Raw genomic sequence first — 18222 nt, forward strand, 5'->3', positions numbered from 1 at the left:
CTTCGCGCCCCCCGTACGGCGGTATGTCCGCCGGGGTGCGCCCCCGCCGCCCGGACCGGCGCGACGGCCTGCGACAGACCGGCGACAGCCCGCGACGAGCCCCTTCGGGCACGTTCTGTGACCGGAAAAGACTGACTGTGACAACGCCCAGCTCAGCGCCGTCTTCCGTGCCCTAGCATCTGCCGCGTGTCGCGCTTACGTGTACCACCCCCCGTACCTCACGCGCCCCCGCTGGGCGCCCTTCTGCGCCAGTACGCCGCCGGTTCCGCCGTCGCCTGCGAGCCCGTCGGCCAGGGGCTGCTCAACCGCGGCTACCGCCTGTGCACGACCCGCGGCCGCTACTTCCTCAAACACCACTCCGACCCCGAGACCGCCGCCCCCGGCGCCATCGCCCGCCAGCACCGGGCCACCCAGCGCCTGGCCGACCTGGGCGTCCCGGTGGCCCCGCCGCTGCCCGGGCGGGACGGGCGCACGGTCGCCGTCGTCGGCGGCCACGCCTACGCGCTGCACCCGTGGATCGACGGCCGGCACCGGCACGGCGGCCAGCTCACCACCGTCCAGTGCGGGCGGCTCGGCGCGCTGCTGGGGGTGGTGCACGCGAGCCTGGAGCGCGTGATGCCGGCGCACGGGCGGGCGCGCGCCGCCCCCGCCGACAGTGCGGACCCGGCCCGCACCTTCGCGCTCATCGACGACCTCCTCGCGCGCGTGGAGCGGCGCCGCCCCGCCGACTCCTTCGACGAACTGGCCCGGCACCGGCTGCTGGAGCGGCGCGCGCTGCTGGAGCAGCACGCCGGCCGGCGTCCGCCGCGCGGCGGCTGCGTGGGCTGGGTGCACGGGGACTTCCACCCCTTCAACCTGCTCTACCGGGGGGACGCGCCCGCCGCGATCGTCGACTGGGACCGGCTCGGCGTGCAGCCGCGCGCGGAGGAGGCCGTGCGCGCCGCCGTGATCTTCTTCGTCCGGCCCGCGGGCACGCTCGACCTGCCCAAGGTACGGGCGTACGCGCGCGCCTACCGGCGTACGGCCGGCGCCACCCCCTCCGAGCTCGCGGCGGCCGTGCACCGCGTGTGGTGGGAGCGCCTCAACGACTTCTGGATGCTGCGCTGGCACTACGAACGCGGCGACACCCGTGCGGACCCGCAGTTCCCGGCGGCCTCGGCGCTGGCGGTGTGGTGGACGCGCGAGTACGACGCGGTGTGCGACGCGTTCGCGCGGTGAGCCGGCCGGCCCGCGGGGGCGGGCACGTCACCGGCCGGTGAACGGCACGCGCGCGGGGCCCGGCGAAGGGCCCCGCGCGCGTGGGGAGTGGCCGGCGGCGTCCGCTCAGTTCTCGCCGCCCTCGGTGCCGCCGCCCTCGGTGCCGCCGCCGCCCTCGGTGCCGCCGCCGCCCTCGGTGCCGCCGCCTTCCGTCCCGCCGTTGGTCGGATCCGTGGGCTCGCTCGTCGGCTCGGTCGGCTGGGCCGTCGGCTGAGTCTGGGTCGGCTGGCCCGTCGGCTGGTCCGTCGGCTCCTGCGGCGTCGGCTGCGACGGCGTCCAGGACGGGGTGTACGACGGCACCCAGTTCCCGCCGCCGGAGCCCGTGCCGGTGCCGTCCTGCGTGGTGCTGTCGGAGGGCTGGTCCGTCTCCTGGTCGCTCGGCGTCTCGCTCGGCGACTTCTTCTCGGCGGTCCGCGAGCTGGTCGGCGACTTGGTGGGGTCGCCGCCCTTGCCGTCGCCGCCGCCGGCGCCCTGCAGCGCCAGCGCGACGCCCGCCGCTATGGCGATCACCGCGAGCACGGCCAGGACCCACAGCCTGCCGCGGCCGCCGCCCCGGTTGCCGTGCCCCTCGAAGCCGCCGTCGTCGCCGCTGCCGTACCCGGCGGGCAGGATCGGCTGCGGGATCTGCGTGGTGCCGGGGCCGTCACCACCGGGGTGCGGCAGGACGGCCGTGCCCGCGAGGCCCGCCGCCGCGGTGTGCCGGCCGTCGTGCGCGGCCACCGGGCCGGTGTTCCAGGTGCCGGTGTGGCCGCCCTGGTCGTACAGCATCTGCAGCGCGTACTGGACCAGCCCGCGCATCTCCTCGGCCGTCTGGAAACGGTCGTCGGGATCCTTGGCGAGGGAGCGCATGACCAGGCCGTCCAGCTCCGGCGGGCAGGCGTCCGAGGTCTCCGACGGGGGCGTGGGGATGTCCTGGACGTGCTGGTAGACCACCGACAGCGGGGTCTCGCCGGTGAACGGCGGGCGCAGCGCCAGCAGTTCGTACAGCAGACAGCCGGTCGCGTACAGGTCGGAGCGGTGGTCGACGGCCTTGCCGAGCGCCTGCTCCGGGGAGAGGTACTGCGGGGTGCCCATCACCATGCCGGTCTGCGTCATCGTCGTCGACGCCCCGTGCAGGGCGCGGGCGATGCCGAAGTCCATCACCTTCACGGCGCCGTTGTGCGTGATGATCACGTTGGCGGGCTTGATGTCGCGGTGCACGATGCCGTGCTGGTGCGAGTAGGCCAGCGCCTCCAGGACGCCCGAGACGATGATGAGGGCCTGCTCGGGCCCCGGCGCCTCGGCGTTCATCAGCAGGTCGCGGATGGTGCGGCCCTCGACCAGCTCCATGACGATGTACGGCACCGACTGGCCGCCCACGAAGTCCTCGCCCGAGTCGTACACGGCGACGATCGCGTGGTGGTTGAGCCCGGCCACCGACTGGGCCTCGCGTGTGAAGCGGGCCTTGGAGACGGGGTCCTCGGCGAGGTCGGCCCGCAGCAGTTTGACGGCGACGGTGCGCCCGAGGCGCACGTCCTCGGCGGCGAACACCTCGGCCATGCCGCCCCGGCCGAGCCTGTGGGTCAACCGGTACCGGCCGTCCCCGACCAGCCCGCCGTTACCCCAGGACTCCGGCGCGTCCGACATACCGCCGCCAGTCGCCTCGGGGTCGGACGGGCCCTGAGCGCGCTGCTGCTGTGCCATCAGTCCTCGCCGTCGTTTCTGCCCGCGGTGCGCGCGGTGTTGTTACGGTCTCCGTCGGCCACGCTACAGCCTCCGCGCAAGCCTCCGGTCCGGGACGGGCGCCAGGACCGGCACGGGACGGACCGGTCATGAAACCCGGCGCACGCACGGTCGTGCAAATTCTGTGTACCGGCCGCACGCCCGCTGTAACGCTTCCGCGACGCTTCTTTCGCGTACGGTCACGGAACGGGCACCGAGCTTGACGTGTCGGTGCCCTGGGGCAGACTTGGCCGGGAATAGCTCTTTGGATCACTCCTTGATCAAAGGTAATCGTCAGCGCCGAAAAGGCTACGGGGGACGCGGAAGATGAGCCAGGACGGCGCACAGGGCCACCACACGGGGCGGGCGCTCGCCGGCGGGCGCTACCAGCTGCGTGACCTGCTCGGCCAGGGCGGCATGGCCTCGGTGCACCTCGCCTACGACTCCGTGCTCGACCGCCAGGTGGCGATCAAGACCCTCCACACCGAACTGGGCCGGGAACAGGCCTTCCGCGAGCGGTTCCGCCGCGAGGCGCAGGCCGTGGCGAAACTCACGCACACCAACATCGTCTCCGTCTTCGACACCGGCGAGGACGAGGTGAACGGCATGACGATGCCGTACATCGTCATGGAGTACGTCGAGGGCCGCCCGCTCGGCTCGGTGCTCGACGAGGACGTGCGGCAGCACGGCGCGATGCCCGCCGACAAGGCGCTGAAGATCACCGCGGACGTGCTCGCGGCGCTGGAGATCAGCCACGAGATGGGCCTGGTCCACCGCGACATCAAGCCGGGCAACGTGATGATGACCAAGCGCGGCGTGGTCAAGGTGATGGACTTCGGCATCGCCCGCGCCATGCAGTCCGGTGTGACGTCGATGACACAGACCGGCATGGTCGTCGGCACCCCGCAGTACCTCTCGCCCGAACAGGCGCTCGGCCGGGGCGTGGACGCGCGCAGCGACCTCTACTCCGTCGGCATCATGCTGTTCCAGCTCGTGACCGGGCGGCTGCCGTTCGACGCGGACTCGCCGCTGGCCATCGCGTACGCGCACGTGCAGGAGGAGCCGCCGGTCCCGTCGTCGGTCAACCGCTCCCTGCCGCCGGCCGTGGACGCCCTGATCGCCCGCGCGCTGAAGAAGAACCCGAACGAGCGTTTCCCCAGCGCCGAGGCCATGCGCGGCGAGTGCCTGCGCGTCGCGTCCTCCTTCCGGCCCGCCCCGCCGAGCATCGTCCCGGGCACGCCGGCGCAGAGCGGCTCGGGCGTCGGCTCCGCCGTGTTCCCGCCGGTCGACCAGGCCGCCCCGGCGCCCACGGGCGACGTCCGGACGCCGTACCAGCCGGCGCCGGTGCCCAACCCGTACGGCCCCCCGGCCCCGCCGACGCCGTCCCCGGCGTACGGCTATCCGCAGCAGGGCGGGTACCCCACGCCGGCCCTGGCCGGGCATCCCCCGCAGCCGGGCCCGTCCACCCCGCCGCCCTACGACCTCGCGCCCCGGCCCGCGGGCACCGCGGCCCCGGGCGGCGGCAGGAGCAGCAGGCCGGTGGTCATCGGTGCGATCGTGGTGTCCCTGGTCGCGGTCGGCGGGCTGGTCGCGGCCCTGACGATGCGGGGCGGCGGCGAGAACGAGGGCCAGGACGGCGGGACGAGCGCCCCGGCGTCGGTGTCGGCCTCCGAGAAGCCCGGTTACCGCGGGCCGGACACGACGAAGACGATCGAGAAGACCGAGTGCACGGAACCGCGGGAGTCGTACAACGACCCCGAGCAGGTGGAGCTGCCGGACTTCACGTTCAAGAACTGGGACTCGGTCCTGTCCTGCCTGCAGGCGGCGGGCTGGCCGTACGAGAAGGTCTCCGTGGACGAGAACACCTACGGGGACGGCACCGTCATGCGGCAGTCCCCCAAGGCGGGCACGGACTTCGACCCGGACGACCCGCCGCAGATCCAGTTCGACGTCTCCACGGGCAACCCCTCGTAGGGCCGCGCGGCGACCCGCCCCGCCCGGACCGGGAAGGGGCCCGGCGTCCGGTGCCGGGCCGCCTTCACGTGAGGGCTCCGGGCGACGGCCTACAGGTACGGGCCGCCCGACCGGCCGCCCGTGCCCCGCTCCTCCTGGCCCTCGTGGGCGAGGCCCGCCGGGAGGGCGCGGCGCATCTGCTCCAACTGGGCGCGCGCCGCCATCTGCTGGGCGAACAGGGTGGTCTGGATGCCGTGGAAGAGGCCCTCCAGCCAGCCCACCAACTGAGCCTGCGCGATCCGCAGTTCGGCGTCGCTCGGGGTGGTGTCGTCCGTGAAGGGCAGGGAGAGCCGCTCCAGTTCCTCGACCAGTTCCGGCGCCAGACCGTCCTCCAGCTCCTTCACCGAGCTGGCGTGGATCTCCTTGAGCCGGACCCGGCTGGCCTCGTCCAGGGGAGCCGCCCGCACCTCCTCCAGCAGTTGTTTGATCATGCTGCCGATCCGCATCACCTTGGCGGGCTGCTCGACCTGCTCCGTGACCGGGGTCTCGCGGGAGTCATCGTCTGCGTTGCCGCCGCCCAGAGCCATGCCGTCCTGGCCGACGACCAGGATCTGCGGGTTCTCCGACGACCGTTCGTTCCTCGGCATCTCCATGCCGCCATTCTCTCGCACGCGTACGCCTCTCCTCCGTGGTGCCCCGGGTGAAGTCGGTCCACCGTGGACGAACCCGCCGTGCACGCATTCCGCCGTGTACGGGGAGGACGTCCGTCTCAGGGCTCCGGGTTGCTCCGGGGCCCCTGCGTGGTGTCGCGGGTCAGGCGCAGCAGCCGGGCCTCGCAGTGGTCGAGCCAGCGCACCTCGGCCTCGGTGTGCAGGACGAGCTGCTCCAGGACGAGCAGCCGGGCCATCTCCCGCGGGTGCCCGGGTGCCCGGGCCAGCGCCTCGGCCCGCCGCCGGACGTGGTCGTGCAGGGCCTGGACGACGTGGCGGCGCTGCGTCTCCACGACCTCCCGTACGTCGACGCCGTCCGCCCCGGCCGCAATCACCAGCTTGATGGCCAGTTCGTCGCGCGGCGGGCTCACCCGCTCCACGGGCCGCGCGTACCAGGACCGCAGCTCCGCCCGGCCCGCCTCGGTGAGCGCGTACAGCTCCCGCCGCGCCTCGTCCACGCCGTGCCGGGTCACCATCCCGTCCCGTTCCAGCCGGTCGAGGGTCGTGTACACCTGCCCGATGTTCAGCGGCCACGCCCCGCCGGTGCGGGCCTCGAACTCGGTGCGCAGGCGTGAGCCGTAGCGGGGCCCGTCCGCCAGGAGTGCCAGCAGCCCGTGACGTATCGACATAACCGGATTCTGCAGCCGTTCGACCCATCGGCCGAATCCGGAATGCCGGGAAGGTGGGTGAATGTGAGGCTGGTGCCGTCCATCCGACCGATCTTGCCGGATCGGCTCAGCCGGCCGAACCGGTCACGGGAGGGGGTCACCGGCGTGACTCCATGGCTACGCGCACTACCGGCGACGGGACTGGCGACCGTCGTCCTGGGGGCGGGTGTGGTGGGGGTCCCTCACAGTCCTGCCAGTGCTTCTGCAGGCGGTCCTGTCAGTGCTGCCAGTGCTTCCGCCGGCGGTTCCGCCGGCCCTGCCGGCGCTTCCGTCGGCAGCCATGCCGGCTCTGCCGGCCCTGCCGGCTCTGCCAGTGCTTCGGCCGGCAGTGCCGCCAGTGCTTCCGTCAGCGCTTCCGTCAGTGCGTCCGCCGGCAGTTCCGGCGGTGGTTCCGCCCGCGGTCCGGTCAGTGGTCCCGCCCGCGGTCCGGCCGGCAGTTCCGGCAGCCGTCCCGCCCCGACGCACGTCCCCGGGACGGCGTACCGTCCCGGGGACGTGCCCGGCGCCGCCGCCCCGCCGACCGCTGATCCCTCCCGGTCCGCCGGGCCCTCCCGCTGGGCGGGCAACCGGGCGGGCGAGGGGCGGGAGCGGCCGGGGCGACGGGCGGAGGCCGAGGAGAGGCCGGACGGCCCGCGGGGCGAGCACCACAGACACCTGCACGAGGAGCCCGACCTGGATGACGCCGACGCCGTGCCCGAGCGCACGCCGGAGACCGATCCGGTGCCCTCGGCGACACCGTCCGCGGGGCAGACCCGGGCCGAGGGGTCCGTCGGGCCCGTGCTGCGGATCCTGCCGCTCGGCAGCGGGCTGGTCCTGATCGGGATCGGCCTGGGGCTCGCGTTCGTCGCGCTCCGGCTGCGCCGGGCGTAGGACCCGCCGGCGGGTCCCGCGTCAGGGCGCGATGAGCAGCACCTTGCCCACGTGCCCGCTCTCCTCCACGACGCGGTGGGCGGCCGCCGCGTCCGGCATCGGGATCTCGCGGTCGACGACGGGGCGCACGCGACCGGCGTCGATCAGGGGCCAGACGTGCTCGCGGACGGCCGCGACGATGGTCGCCTTCTCCTGCGGCGGACGGGCCCGCAGCGAGGTCGCGCTGATGGCGGCGCGCTTGTTCAGCAGGGCGCCGATGTTCAGCTCGCCCTTGACGCCGCCCTGCATGCCGATGATCGCCAGGCGGCCGTTGACGGCGAGGGCGCGCACGTTGCGGTCCAGGTACTTGGCCCCCATGTTGTCGAGGACGACGTCGGCGCCCGCGCCGTCCGTGGCCTTCCCGATCTCCTCGACGAAGTCCTGCTCGCGGTAGTTGATCAGGATGTCGGCACCGAGCCGGGCGCAGTGGTCCAGCTTCTCGCGGGTGCCGGCCGTCACGGCGACCCTGGCGCCGACGGCCTTGGCGAGCTGGATCGCCATCGTGCCGATGCCGCTGGAGCCGCCGTGCACGAGCAGGGTCTCGCCGGGACGCAGGTGGGCGATCATGAAGACGTTCGACCAGACCGTGCACACCACCTCCGGCAGGGCGGCGGCGTGCTCGAGACCGACCCCCTCGGGGACGGGCAGCAGCTGGCCCGCCGGTACGGCGACCTTCTGCGCGTAGCCGCCGCCGGAGAGCAGCGCGCACACCTCGTCGCCGACGGCCCAGCCGGACACGCCCGTGCCGAGCGCGGCGATCCGTCCGGAGCACTCCAGGCCCGGGTACGGGGAGGCGCCGGGCGGCGGGTCGTAGAAGCCCTGCCGCTGCAGCAGGTCGGCCCGGTTGACGGCGCCGGCCGCCACCTCGACCAGGACCTCGCCCTCGCCGGGCACGGGGTCCGGGACCTCGTCCCAGACCAGCGCCTCGGGTCCACCGGGTTCAGGAATCGTGATCGCATACATGGAGGGGACGCTACCCCTCGGGGCCGGTCCGGTCGCCGGGTCCTGCGGGGCCGGTCCGGTCGCCGGGTCCTGTGCGGCCGGGGCGGCCCCGGGGTGCCTGTGGCCCACCACGGGCCGGGGCGGCCCCTCCGGGCCCGGACCCGATCCGCTGCCTCCTCCGCCCCGTCCTTCCGGCCAGGCCGCCCCAGGCCCGCGTTCCCGGGCCCGTCCGCCTCGGTCCCCGGGCCGAGCCGTCTCAGCCTCCGGGCCGAACCGCCTCGGTCCCCGGACCGAACCGTCTGGGCCCTTGGGCCGAACCGGCAGGAAAACATTGGGCGGGAGCGATGAGTTTGCGGGACCGTAAAAGTCTCCCCATGCGTAGCCCAAGCACGCGGAAGGACCCGAAGCATGAGCACGCATACGTCCGGCCTGGCGATCGAGACCGCGGGCCTGGTGAAGACGTTCGGCGAGACACGGGCCGTCGACGGAGTGGACCTGGCCGTACCGGCCGGCACGGTCTACGGCGTCCTCGGCCCGAACGGCGCCGGGAAGACGACCACCGTGAAGATGCTCGCCACGCTCCTGCGGCCGGACGGCGGTGAGGCCCACGTCTTTGGACACGACGTCGTGCGGGAGGCCGACCGGGTCCGCGGCCGCGTGAGCCTCACCGGGCAGTACGCCTCCGTGGACGAGGACCTCACCGGCACCGAGAACCTGGTCCTGCTGGGCCGGCTCCTCGGGCACGGCAAGAAGGCCGCCCGGGAGCGCGCCGGGCAGCTCCTGGAGGCCTTCGGGCTGACGGACGCGGCCGGGAAGCAGGTCAAGCACTACTCGGGCGGCATGCGGCGCCGCATCGACATCGCCGCGTCCATCCTCAACACCCCCGACCTGCTGTTCCTCGACGAGCCGACGACCGGCCTGGACCCGCGCAGCCGCAACCAGGTGTGGGACATCGTGCGGGCCGTCGTCGCGCAGGGCACGACCGTGCTGCTGACCACGCAGTACCTGGACGAGGCCGACCAGCTGGCGTCCCGGATCGCCGTCATCGACCGCGGCAAGGTGATCGCCGAGGGCACCAAGGGCGAGCTGAAGGCGTCCGTGGGCGCCGGATCCGTCCACCTGCGGCTGCGCGACGCCGACCAGCGGCCCCTGGCCGCGGACGTCCTGCAGCGGGCCCTCGACGCGGACGTCCAGCCGGAGCCCGACCCGGTGGCGCTCACGGCCCGCCTCGGGACGGCGGCCGGCGCCGACACCGCCTCCGAGCAGGCCGCCCGCGCCCTGACCGAACTCGCCCGCGCCGGTGTCACCGTCGACAACTTCGCGCTGGGCCAGCCCAGCCTGGACGAGGTGTTCCTCGCCCTCACCGGACACGGCACGCAGGACCACGCGCGGGAATCCCAGGACGTTCGCGACACGAAGGACGAGGTCACGGCATGAGCACCGCGACGACCACCGAGAGCAGGGAACTCACCCCGGTCAGCGTCGACTCGCTCGCCGCGCTGCTGGTCGCCAAGGAGCGCCCGCCGCGCCCCAGCGCGTGGTCGGCCTCGCTGACCTTCGGCTGGCGGGCCATCCTCAAGATCAAACACGTGCCGGAGCAGCTCTTCGACGTCACGGCGTTCCCGATCATGATGGTGCTGATGTACACGTACCTGTTCGGCGGGGCGCTGGCCGGGTCGCCGAAGGAGTACATCCAGTTCCTGCTGCCGGGCATCCTGGTGATGTCGGTCGTGATGATCACCATGTACACCGGCGTCTCGGTCAACACGGACATCGAGAAGGGCGTCTTCGACCGGTTCCGCAGCCTGCCGATCTGGCGGCCGTCGACGATGGTCGGCTACCTGCTCGGCGACGCCCTGCGCTACACCATCGCCTCCGTCGTGATGCTCACCGTCGGCCTGGTCCTCGGCTACCGGCCGGACGGCGGCGTGCCGGGCGTGGTCCTCGGCGTCGCGCTGCTGATCGTCTTCTCGTTCGCGTTCTCGTGGATCTGGACGATGTTCGGCCTGATGCTGCGCACCGAGAAGTCGGTGATGGGAGTCAGCATGATGGTGATCTTCCCGCTGACCTTCCTGTCCAACGTCTTCGTCGATCCGAGGACCATGCCGGGCTGGCTCCAGGCCTTCGTCAACAACAGTCCCGTCACCCACCTGGCGTCCGCGGTGCGCGGCCTGATGGCCGGCGACTGGCCGGCGGACGAGATCGCCTGGTCGCTGGGGTGGGCCGCCCTGTTCGTGCTGGTCTTCGGACCGATCACGATGCGGCTGTACAACCGCAAGTAGGCCTCCCGCGCCGGCCGGCCGCCCGGGTCCTCGCAGGCCCTCCGGGCGGCCGATCGGCTGCCCGGACGGCCGCGGGCGGGCCTTGCGCGGCCCTCAGTCCCGGGGGAGCGGGCGCATGTCGGGTGCGACCTGCGTACCCGGCGTCACGCGCGCGATCGTGATGAGCCGGTCCGTCAGCTCCAGCCTCCCCACGGCCGGATCGTCGTAGCCGAGCACCCGGTGGCCGCGCACGACGCTGATGACCAGGTCCTCCGTCTCGCGCGGGGTCTTGCCCACCTCGGCTTTTATGACCGGCCGTTCGACGATGTCCAGTCCGCTGCCCTGCTGGATGAGGTCCTCCATCACCATGCCGGCGGCGGGGCTGAGCACGGACAGGCCGAGCAGCCGGCCGGCCGCGCTGGCGCTGGTGATGACCGCGTCGGCGCCCGACTGCTTCAGCAGCGGCGCGTTCTCCTCCTCGCGCACGGCGGCCACGATCTTCGCGCCGCGGTTGAGCTGCCGGGCCGTCAGCGCCACGAGGACGGCCGTGTCGTCGCGCTGGGTCGCGATGATGATCTGCCGCGCCCGGTGCGCCTCGGCCCGCCGCAGGACGTCGCTGCGGGTGGCGTCCCCGATGATGCCCGCGTAGCCCTCGGCGGCCGCCGCGTCGATCACCTTGGAGCTGGGGTCGACCACCACGACCTGCTCCTTCTTCAGCCCCGTCGCACACACGGTCCGGATCGCCGACCGTCCTTTCGTGCCGAAGCCGATGACGACGGTGTGATCGCGCAACGTGGACCTCCAGCGGTTCAGGCGCCATTCCTCACGGGTGCGTTCGGTGAGGGCCTCGAGTGTGGTGCCGACCAGGATGATCAGGAACAGCACCCGCAGGGGCGTGATGACGAAGATGTTGACCAGCCGGGCGGTGTCGCTGGCCGGGGTGATGTCCCCGTACCCGGTGGTGGAGAGGGTGACGGTCGCGTAGTAGAAGGCGTCGAGCAGGCTGATGCCGTCGCCGTTGTTGTCCTTGTAGCCGTCGTGGTCGGCGTAGACGATGAACGCCGTGAAGAGGAGGACCACCAGGGCCATCGACAGCCGTTTGGCGACCTGGCGGAACGGGTGCTCCACGACCTTGCGCGGCAGCAGCACCTGATGCGAGACGAGATGCTCGTCCGGCTGACGGGCGATCGTGTCCTGGCCCGGAAGTTTCACGTGAAACACACCCCGATTCCCCCAGACGCCCAGGGGAGTCCGATCAGTTCCGTCTCCTGTCCCGGCCGTCCGCCGCCCGGCGGGACGACCGCGAGCGCGTCGGCCGCCGCGATGCCCCGCAGCATGGCCGGGCCGTTGTAGTGCAGCGGCACGGCACGGCCACCGCGCAGCGCGACGGGAACCAGCCGTGTGTCGTACGGGTGCCCGTGCACCGCGTCCTTGAGCGGCAGCCCGTGCGGCTCCGGGGCAGGCCGGCCCGCCAGGGCCCGCAGCAAGGGCTCGGCGAGCGTGAGCAGTCCGGAGACCGCCGCCAGGGGGTTGCCGGGCAGACCGACCAGGTACCGGCCGTCCTCGATGCGGGCCAGCAGCATGGGGTGGCCCGGCCGCACCCGGACGCCGTCCACGAGGAGTTCGGCGCCGATGCGGCGCAGGGTGGGATGGACGTGGTCGACGGGCCCGGCGGCGGTGCCGCCGGTGGTGACGACCACGTCGGCCCGCGAGGTCGTGACCGCCCGGTGCAGCGCCTCGGCGTCGTCGCCGACCCCTCGCACGGCGGTGACCTCGGCGCCGAGCGCCCGCAGCCAGGGCGGCAGCATCGGACCAAGCGCGTCACGGATCAGGCCGTCGTGCGGCACCCCCTCGGTGAGCAGCTCGTCGCCGAGGACGAGCACGTCGACGCGAGGGCGCGGGACGGCGGCGAGGGTGTCGTACCCGGCGGCCGCGGCCAGCCCCAGCACGACCGGCGTGACGAGGGTGCCGGCGGGCAGCAGCCGGTCGCCGCTGCGGCACTCCTGGCCGCGGGAGCGGATGTCCTGGCCGGGCACCACGTCGCGGGTGGCCTGCAGACGGCGGCGGTCACCGGTGCGGCCGTGCTCGCTGCGGATGACGGCGGTGGTGTCCGGCGGGACGCGGGCACCGGTGGCGACGGGCACGGCCTCGCCGTCGCGGAGCGGCGCGGGCTCGGCGTGCCCGGCCAGGACGCCCTCGTCGCGTACGGCCCAGGGGCCGGGGCCGGCGACGGCCCAGCCGTCCATCGCCGAGGTGTCGAAGGAGGGCAGGTCGGTGAGGGCGGTCAGAGGGGCGGCCAGGGTGAGGCCGAGGGCGGCGCCGAGGGGGACCTGGACGGCGGGGCGGCGCGCCGCCCCGGCGCCGGTGCGGGCGGCGATCGTCCGGGCCTCGGGCCAGGGCGTCGCCTCGTGGCGGTCGCCGCGGTGGGTCCCGTGGCGCCGCTCGTCGCCGGGCGCGGATACGGGCGCGCGGCCGCCGGAGGCGGGGCGTCTGGCTTCCTTCACGAGGGCGAGCGCCTCCTCGACGTAGAGGTCCTCGACGCCCTCGACGCCCTCGGCGGCCTGGGTGTCCGCGGCGGTCCCGGCGGCCTGGGGGGAGCGGGCGGTCATCCGGCGTCCGGGCGGGTGTCGGGCGTGGCGTCGGGGGCGACGTCGGGCCGGCCGGCGGACTCGGCGGCGGAGCCGGCGGGTTCCGCGGCGCCGGGAGTGCTGCCGGCGGGCCGGGCCCGCGCGGTGTCCTCCTGGGCCCAGCGCTGGGCGAGGGCCGCGGCCTTGCGGGTGGCCTCGGCGACGGCTTCCGGCCCGCCGCCGGCCCGTGCGGCCGCATAGCCGACGAGGAACGTGGTCAGCGGCGCCGCGGGGCGGGCCACGCCGTGCGCGGCGTCGCGGGCGAGATCGAGCAGGGCGCCGGTGTCGACGTCGAGGTCGATGCCCAGCTCGTCCTTGGCGGCGGAGATCCATTCGTCCAACACGTGCCCATGCTCCCTGATACGTGACCTGGCGGTGGCGATGTCGTCCCAGGTGTCGCAGTCGAAGGACGCGACGGGGTCGCAGACCCGGGTGAGACGCAGGGCTGCGAGCAGCAGCCGCAGGGGAAGGCCGGTGAGGCCCGCGTGCTCGTCCTGGACGGCCGCGAGGCTTGCGCGCAGGCGCTGTGCGCGGTAGGCCGCGACGAGCGGCTGGTCACGGCCGTCGGCGTCGGTGAGCAGCACGCCGTCGCAGCCGCTCGTGCGCAGCGCCGTCAGCAGCCGGTCGACGGCCTTGCCGTCGAGGAACGGCAGGTCGGCGGAGAGCACCACGACGTGCTCCGCCGTGGTGTGCCGCAGCCCGGCGCCGAGCGCGGCGAGCGGTCCGCCGCCGGGTGGATCCTCGCGGGCCCAGGTCACGGGCCGTGCCGTCGGCCGCGGATCGGCGACGACCACGGTCGTCCGGGCGCCGGCGCACGCGGCGAGCACCCGGTCGAGCAGCGCACGTCCGCCCACGCGCACGCCGGGTTTGTCCGTGCCGCCGAGCCGCCGCGCGGCACCGCCGGCGAGCACGACGGCGTCGTACGCGGCGGGCGCGCGGCCGGTGTCGGCGCCGGGAGCGCCCGTCGGCTCGTACGAGGTCACCCCCTGAGTATGCGTGCCATCCCGATCACAGGGAACGTGCGGGTGGGACGAGCCGATCACCGCGGACGTGCGGCGGGCGGGTGCGGGCCGGGCGGACACCCCGGGGCCATCCCGCCCCACGGGCGCGAGACGGACGGCAGGCGCCGGGCGGGAGCCCGCTCGCCGCCCCGGCCGTCGGGGCCCGGGGCGGACCGGCGCGGACGCGGGGTGCGCGGGTGCGGGTACGGACTCGGCACACACCCGCCGAGCCGCCCCGATCGTGCCGGGCGCCCTGGTCAGGGGCGGCCGGGCGTTCCGCGGCCAGGCGTTCCGGTCAAGGGCGGCCAGGCGTTCCGGTCAGGGGCGGCCGGGCATCCCGGTCACAGCGTCCGCAGCAGCACCGCCGGCTGTTCCACGCAGTCCGCCACGTAGCGCAGGAAGCCGCCCGCCACGCCGCCGTCGCACACGCGGTGGTCGAAGGTGAGCGACAGCTGGACCACCTGCCGCACCGCCAGCTCGCCCTCGTGCACCCAGGGCTTGGGGACGATGCGGCCGACCCCGAGCATGGCCGCCTCGGGGTGGTTGAGGATCGGTGTGGAGCCGTCGACGCCGAAGACCCCGTAGTTGTTCAGCGTGAAGGTCCCGCCCGTGAGGTCCGCGGGCGTCAGCGTGCCGGCCCGGGCCGCCTCGGTCAGCCGGGCGAACTCCGCCGTGAGCGACTCGGCGTCCCGCGCGTGCGCGTCCCGTACGACGGGCACGACGAGACCCCGGTCGGTCTGCGCGGCGAAGCCGAGATGCACGCGGTCGAGCCGGACGATCTCCCTGGCCTCCGTGTCGACGGTGGCGTTGAGCTCGGGGAACCGGGCGAGAGCGGCGGTGCAGATCCGGGCCAGCAGGGCGATCAGGGAGATCTTCGGCCCGCCCGCCGCGTTCATCGCCGCCCGCGTCCGCATCAGCTCCGTCGCGTCGGCGTCCACCCAGCAGGTCGCGTCGGGTATCTCGCGGCGGCTGCGGGAGAGCTTGTCGGCGACGGCGCCGCGGACGCCCTTGAGGGGGGTGCGCAGCCCACCGGAGGCCGCGGCGGGCGTGCGGAGGCCGTCGGCGGCCTCGGCGGCGGGAGCCCCGGGGACGCCTGCCGCTGCGGGTGCCGGTGCCGGTGCCGGTGCCGGGCGCGGGTGCGGTCCGGCGGACGGCCGGACGGCCGTCCGGCCCTGCGCGGCCGCGGCCCGCAGCGCGTACTCCACGTCCGCGCGCAGGATCAGCCCGTCGGGCCCGGAGCCGGTCAGTTCCCGCAGGTCGATGCCGTTCTCCCGGGCCAGCCTGCGGACCAGCGGTGAGATCACGGGGACGGGACCGTCCGCCGGGTGGGGCACGGCGGCCCCGTCGCCCGCCGCGCCGGGGGCGGCGACCTCACCGTGCGTCGCCCCGGGGACGCCGGCCCGGCCGTCGACCGATGCGGGGGCCGGGGCCTGCGCGTCCGCCGTCTCCGCCGTCTCCGGGGCCCTCGCCCCGCCGTTGACCGCCTTCGGCGCCCCGGCGCCGAAGGCTCCCGGCCGGATCCTGCGCCGCCGCGCGGGCGCCTGCGAGGTGCCGTACCCGACCAGGACGTTGCCCGAGCCCTCGGCGCGCTCGGCGGCCGGGTCCGCCGTCCCGCCGGTGGCCGCCGTCCCGCCGGTGGCCGCGCCGTGCGTGCGGCCGGTGCCCGAGTCCGCCGCCGGGCCGCCGGCGGCCGGCGCTCCCACCGCCACCGTCAGCAGCGGGGCGCCGACGGGCAGCTCCTGGCCCTCCTCGCCGAAGCGGGCCGTGACGACACCGCCGTAGGGGCAGGGCACCTCCACCATCGCCTTGGCCGTCTCGACCTCGACGACCGGCTGGTCGACGGCGACCACGTCGCCGACCTGCACCAGCCAGCGCACGATCTCCGCCTCGGTGAGTCCCTCACCGAGGTCGGGGAGCTTGAACTCCAGCACCTGTGCCATCAGCTCTCGGCCTCCCACTGCAGGCGCCCCACGGCGTCCAGGATCCGGTCCACACCGGGCAGGTGGTGGCGCTCCAGCATCGGCGGCGGATACGGGACGTCGAACCCGGCCACACGCAGCACCGGCGCCTCCAGGTGGTGGAAGCAGCGCTCCGTGACCCGGGCCGCGATCTCCCCGCCCGGGCCCCCGAAGGAGCCCGACTCGTGGACGACGACCGCGCGTCCCGTCCGCCGCACCGAGGCGCACACCGTCTCGTCGTCGAACGGCACCAGGGAGCGCAGGTCGACGACTTCGAGGTCCCAGCCCTCGGCCCGGGCCGCCTCGGCCGCCTCCATGCAGACGGGCAGGGACGGCCCGTACGTGATGAGCGTGGCGCTCCGCCCGGAGCGCCGCACCACCGCGCGGCCTATCGGCTCAACGGGCGTCGGCTCCTCGGGGTTCCAGGAGTCCTTCGACCAGTACAGCCGCTTGGGCTCCAGGAAGACGACCGGGTCGTCGGAGGCGATGGCGGCGCGCAGCAGCCCGTAGGCGTCGGCGACGGTCGCGGGCGTGACGACGTGCAGCCCCGGGGTCGCCATGTAGTACGCCTCGGAGGAGTCGCTGTGGTGCTCGACGCCGCCGATGCCGCCGCCGTAGGGGACGCGGACGGTGATCGGCAGCGGCATCCTGCCGCGGGTGCGGTTGCGCATCTTGGCGACGTGCGAGAGCAGCTGCTCGAACGCCGGGTAGGCGAACGCGTCGAACTGCATCTCCACCACCGGCCGCAGGCCGTACATGGCCATGCCGACGGCCGTGCCGAGGATGCCCGCCTCGGCGAGCGGGGTGTCCGTGCAGCGGTCCTCGCCGAACTCCTCGGCGAGCCCGTCGGTCACCCGGAAGACACCGCCGAGGGTGCCGACGTCCTCGCCCATGACGTGGACGTCCGGGTCGGCGGCCATGGCGTCGCGCAGCGCGCGCGTGAGTGCCTGCGCCATGGTGGCCGGCTTGACGGCGACGGTGGTCATCGGTGCGTCCCTTCCGACTCGGCCTCGGCTTCCAGCTCGGCCCGCAGCTGCTCCCGCTGCTCGCGCAGCTGCGGGGTGGGCTCGGCGTAGACGTGGGCGAAGAGGTCCATGGGGTCGAGCTCCGCGTCCTGGTTCATGCGCTCGCGCAGGGCCGCGGCCATGGTCTCGGCGTCCTGCCGCGCGGCCTCGATGCCGGCCTCGTCGATCAGGCCGCGCCCGGTCAGCTCGCGCTCCAGCAGCAGGATCGGGTCGTGCGCGCGCCAGGCCTCGACCTCGGCGTCGCCGCGGTAGCGGGTCGCGTCGTCGGCGTTGGTGTGGGCGTCGACGCGGTAGGTGATGGCCTCGACGAGCGTGGGGCCGCCGCCCGCGCGGGCGCGGCGCACGGCGTCGGAGAGCACCTCGTGGACGGCCGCGGCGTCGTTGCCGTCGACCAGGCGGCCGGGTATGCCGTAGCCGACGGCCTTGTGGGCCAGCGACGGGGCCGCGGTCTGCTTGGCGAGCGGGACGGAGATCGCGAAGCCGTTGTTCTGCACGAGGAAGACGACCGGGGCCTGCCAGACGGCGGCGAAGTTCAGCGCCTCGTGGAAGTCGCCCTCGCTGGTGCCGCCGTCGCCGACCATGGCCAGCGCGACCACGTCGTCGCCCCTGAGGCGGGCGGCGTGCGCGAGGCCCACCGCGTGCGGCAGCTGGGTGGCGAGCGGGGTGGACAGGGGGGCGACCCGGTGCTCGTAGGGGTCGTAGCCGGTGTGCCAGTCGCCGCGCAGCAGCGTCAGGGCCTGGACCGGGTCCACGCCGCGGGCGATCACGGCGAGCGTGTCGCGGTAGCTGGGGAAGAGCCAGTCACGGTCCTCCAGGACGAGCGCGGCGGCGACCTCGCAGGCCTCCTGACCGGTGCTGGAGGGGTAGACGGCGAGCCTGCCCTGCTTGGTGAGGGCGGTGGCCTGCGCGTTGTACCGGCGGCCGCGCACCAGCTGGGCGTACAGCCTGCGCAGCAGCTCCGGGTCGGCCTGCGCGGCGGCCTCGGTGCCCAGGACGCGGTAGGGCTCCTGGTCGGGCAGCAGCGGCGCGGGGTCGGTACGGGGCTGCCAGGCGGGCGGCGGTGTGGGCCGATACGCGCCCCGCTGCTCCATGACCGTCATGACGGCACCTCCTCGTGGGAGCGGCTTCACGAGGCGCGGCGTCCGTGACGCGCCCCACCTACCGATTGTTCGGTCGTCGGCGCATTTTGGCTATGGGTGGCCCCGGGCTG

15 protein-coding genes are annotated in these 18222 nt (G+C 74.5%); 5 read left to right on the top strand and 10 right to left on the bottom strand.

The features are described 5' to 3' along the window. Positions 1–186 precede the first annotated feature (186 nt). Complete coding sequence (locus AB0L29_RS27425; protein WP_365830542.1) at positions 187–1218, top strand: phosphotransferase; 1032 nt, start codon at positions 187–189, stop codon at positions 1216–1218. 105 nt (positions 1219–1323) lie between these two features. On the opposite strand, the gene AB0L29_RS27430 is transcribed toward AB0L29_RS27425, so the two are convergent. Next, complete coding sequence (locus AB0L29_RS27430; RefSeq protein ID WP_365830544.1) at positions 1324–2940, bottom strand: protein kinase; 1617 nt, start codon at positions 2938–2940, stop codon at positions 1324–1326. Positions 2941–3285: 345 nt separating this feature from the next. Here AB0L29_RS27430 and AB0L29_RS27435 point away from each other — a divergent pair, with 345 nt between their 5' ends. Further along, positions 3286–4932: a protein kinase gene (locus AB0L29_RS27435; RefSeq protein WP_365830546.1), complete on the top strand. Its 1647-nt coding sequence runs from the start codon at positions 3286–3288 to the stop codon at positions 4930–4932. Between the two features lie 89 nt (positions 4933–5021). On the opposite strand, the gene AB0L29_RS27440 is transcribed toward AB0L29_RS27435, so the two are convergent. Then, complete coding sequence (locus AB0L29_RS27440) at positions 5022–5564, bottom strand: bacterial proteasome activator family protein (RefSeq protein WP_365830548.1); 543 nt, start codon at positions 5562–5564, stop codon at positions 5022–5024. 116 nt (positions 5565–5680) lie between these two features. After that, on the bottom strand, positions 5681–6250 hold the full coding sequence (locus AB0L29_RS27445) for a PadR family transcriptional regulator (protein ID WP_365830550.1): 570 nt from the start codon (positions 6248–6250) through the stop codon (positions 5681–5683). 534 nt (positions 6251–6784) lie between these two features. Here AB0L29_RS27445 and AB0L29_RS27450 point away from each other — a divergent pair. Further along, complete coding sequence (locus tag AB0L29_RS27450) at positions 6785–7159, top strand: hypothetical protein (RefSeq protein WP_365830552.1); 375 nt, start codon at positions 6785–6787, stop codon at positions 7157–7159. 21 nt (positions 7160–7180) lie between these two features. Here the strand turns inward: AB0L29_RS27450 and AB0L29_RS27455 are convergent, their stop codons facing one another. Further along, positions 7181–8161 (bottom strand): NAD(P)H-quinone oxidoreductase, encoded by a 981-nt coding sequence (locus AB0L29_RS27455; RefSeq protein WP_365830554.1) that lies wholly within the window; start codon positions 8159–8161, stop codon positions 7181–7183. Between the two features lie 387 nt (positions 8162–8548). Between AB0L29_RS27455 and AB0L29_RS27460 the strand changes: the two genes are divergently transcribed. Further along, entirely contained in the window at positions 8549–9577 is a 1029-nt protein-coding gene (locus tag AB0L29_RS27460; RefSeq protein ID WP_365830556.1) for an ATP-binding cassette domain-containing protein, read from the top strand. Next, positions 9574–10422, top strand: a complete 849-nt coding sequence (locus AB0L29_RS27465; RefSeq protein ID WP_365830558.1) for an ABC transporter permease — start codon at positions 9574–9576, stop codon at positions 10420–10422. Before AB0L29_RS27460 ends, AB0L29_RS27465 begins: the two co-directional genes overlap by 4 nt. 93 nt (positions 10423–10515) lie before the next feature. Here AB0L29_RS27465 and AB0L29_RS27470 read toward each other — a convergent pair whose 3' ends face one another. The 6 genes from AB0L29_RS27470 to pdhA all read right to left on the bottom strand — a co-directional run bounded on the left by AB0L29_RS27470 (position 10516) and on the right by pdhA (position 18112). Beyond that, positions 10516–11613, bottom strand: a complete 1098-nt coding sequence (locus tag AB0L29_RS27470) for a potassium channel family protein (RefSeq protein WP_365830560.1) — start codon at positions 11611–11613, stop codon at positions 10516–10518. Further along, positions 11610–13010: a molybdopterin molybdotransferase MoeA gene (locus tag AB0L29_RS27475; protein WP_365830562.1), complete on the bottom strand. Its 1401-nt coding sequence runs from the start codon at positions 13008–13010 to the stop codon at positions 11610–11612. Before AB0L29_RS27475 ends, AB0L29_RS27470 begins: the two co-directional genes overlap by 4 nt. Next, on the bottom strand, positions 13007–14011 hold the full coding sequence (locus tag AB0L29_RS27480) for an NTP transferase domain-containing protein (RefSeq protein ID WP_365830564.1): 1005 nt from the start codon (positions 14009–14011) through the stop codon (positions 13007–13009). Before AB0L29_RS27480 ends, AB0L29_RS27475 begins: the two co-directional genes overlap by 4 nt. A gap of 359 nt (positions 14012–14370) precedes the next feature. Continuing rightward, entirely contained in the window at positions 14371–15969 is a 1599-nt protein-coding gene (locus AB0L29_RS27485) for a dihydrolipoamide acetyltransferase family protein (RefSeq protein ID WP_365830566.1), read from the bottom strand. Next, positions 15969–16973 (bottom strand): alpha-ketoacid dehydrogenase subunit beta, encoded by a 1005-nt coding sequence (locus AB0L29_RS27490; protein ID WP_365830568.1) that lies wholly within the window; start codon positions 16971–16973, stop codon positions 15969–15971. Before AB0L29_RS27490 ends, AB0L29_RS27485 begins: the two co-directional genes overlap by 1 nt. Further along, positions 16970–18112, bottom strand: a complete 1143-nt coding sequence (gene pdhA / locus AB0L29_RS27495; RefSeq protein WP_365830570.1) for a pyruvate dehydrogenase (acetyl-transferring) E1 component subunit alpha — start codon at positions 18110–18112, stop codon at positions 16970–16972. The genes AB0L29_RS27490 and pdhA overlap by 4 nt, the downstream gene beginning before the upstream one ends. Positions 18113–18222 lie beyond the last annotated feature (110 nt).

It is taken from the genome of Streptomyces sp. NPDC052701, assembly GCF_040678355.1.
In the GTDB taxonomy this organism is placed as follows: domain Bacteria; phylum Actinomycetota; class Actinomycetes; order Streptomycetales; family Streptomycetaceae; genus Streptomyces.

Excerpts from the sequence above, each read along its gene's own strand:
- AB0L29_RS27430 (WP_365830544.1), bottom strand. The coding sequence starts at position 2,940 with ATGGCACAGCAGCAGCGCGCTCAGGGCCCGTCCGACCCCGAGGCGACT.
- AB0L29_RS27435 (WP_365830546.1), top strand. The coding sequence starts at position 3,286 with ATGAGCCAGGACGGCGCACAGGGCCACCACACGGGGCGGGCGCTCGCC.
- AB0L29_RS27440 (WP_365830548.1), bottom strand. The coding sequence starts at position 5,564 with ATGGAGATGCCGAGGAACGAACGGTCGTCGGAGAACCCGCAGATCCTG.
- AB0L29_RS27445 (WP_365830550.1), bottom strand. The coding sequence starts at position 6,250 with ATGTCGATACGTCACGGGCTGCTGGCACTCCTGGCGGACGGGCCCCGC.
- AB0L29_RS27455 (WP_365830554.1), bottom strand. The coding sequence starts at position 8,161 with ATGTATGCGATCACGATTCCTGAACCCGGTGGACCCGAGGCGCTGGTC.
- AB0L29_RS27460 (WP_365830556.1), top strand. The coding sequence starts at position 8,549 with ATGAGCACGCATACGTCCGGCCTGGCGATCGAGACCGCGGGCCTGGTG.
- AB0L29_RS27465 (WP_365830558.1), top strand. The coding sequence starts at position 9,574 with ATGAGCACCGCGACGACCACCGAGAGCAGGGAACTCACCCCGGTCAGC.
- AB0L29_RS27475 (WP_365830562.1), bottom strand. The coding sequence starts at position 13,010 with ATGACCGCCCGCTCCCCCCAGGCCGCCGGGACCGCCGCGGACACCCAG.
- AB0L29_RS27485 (WP_365830566.1), bottom strand. The coding sequence starts at position 15,969 with ATGGCACAGGTGCTGGAGTTCAAGCTCCCCGACCTCGGTGAGGGACTC.
- AB0L29_RS27490 (WP_365830568.1), bottom strand. The coding sequence starts at position 16,973 with ATGACCACCGTCGCCGTCAAGCCGGCCACCATGGCGCAGGCACTCACG.
- pdhA (WP_365830570.1), bottom strand. The coding sequence starts at position 18,112 with ATGACGGTCATGGAGCAGCGGGGCGCGTATCGGCCCACACCGCCGCCC.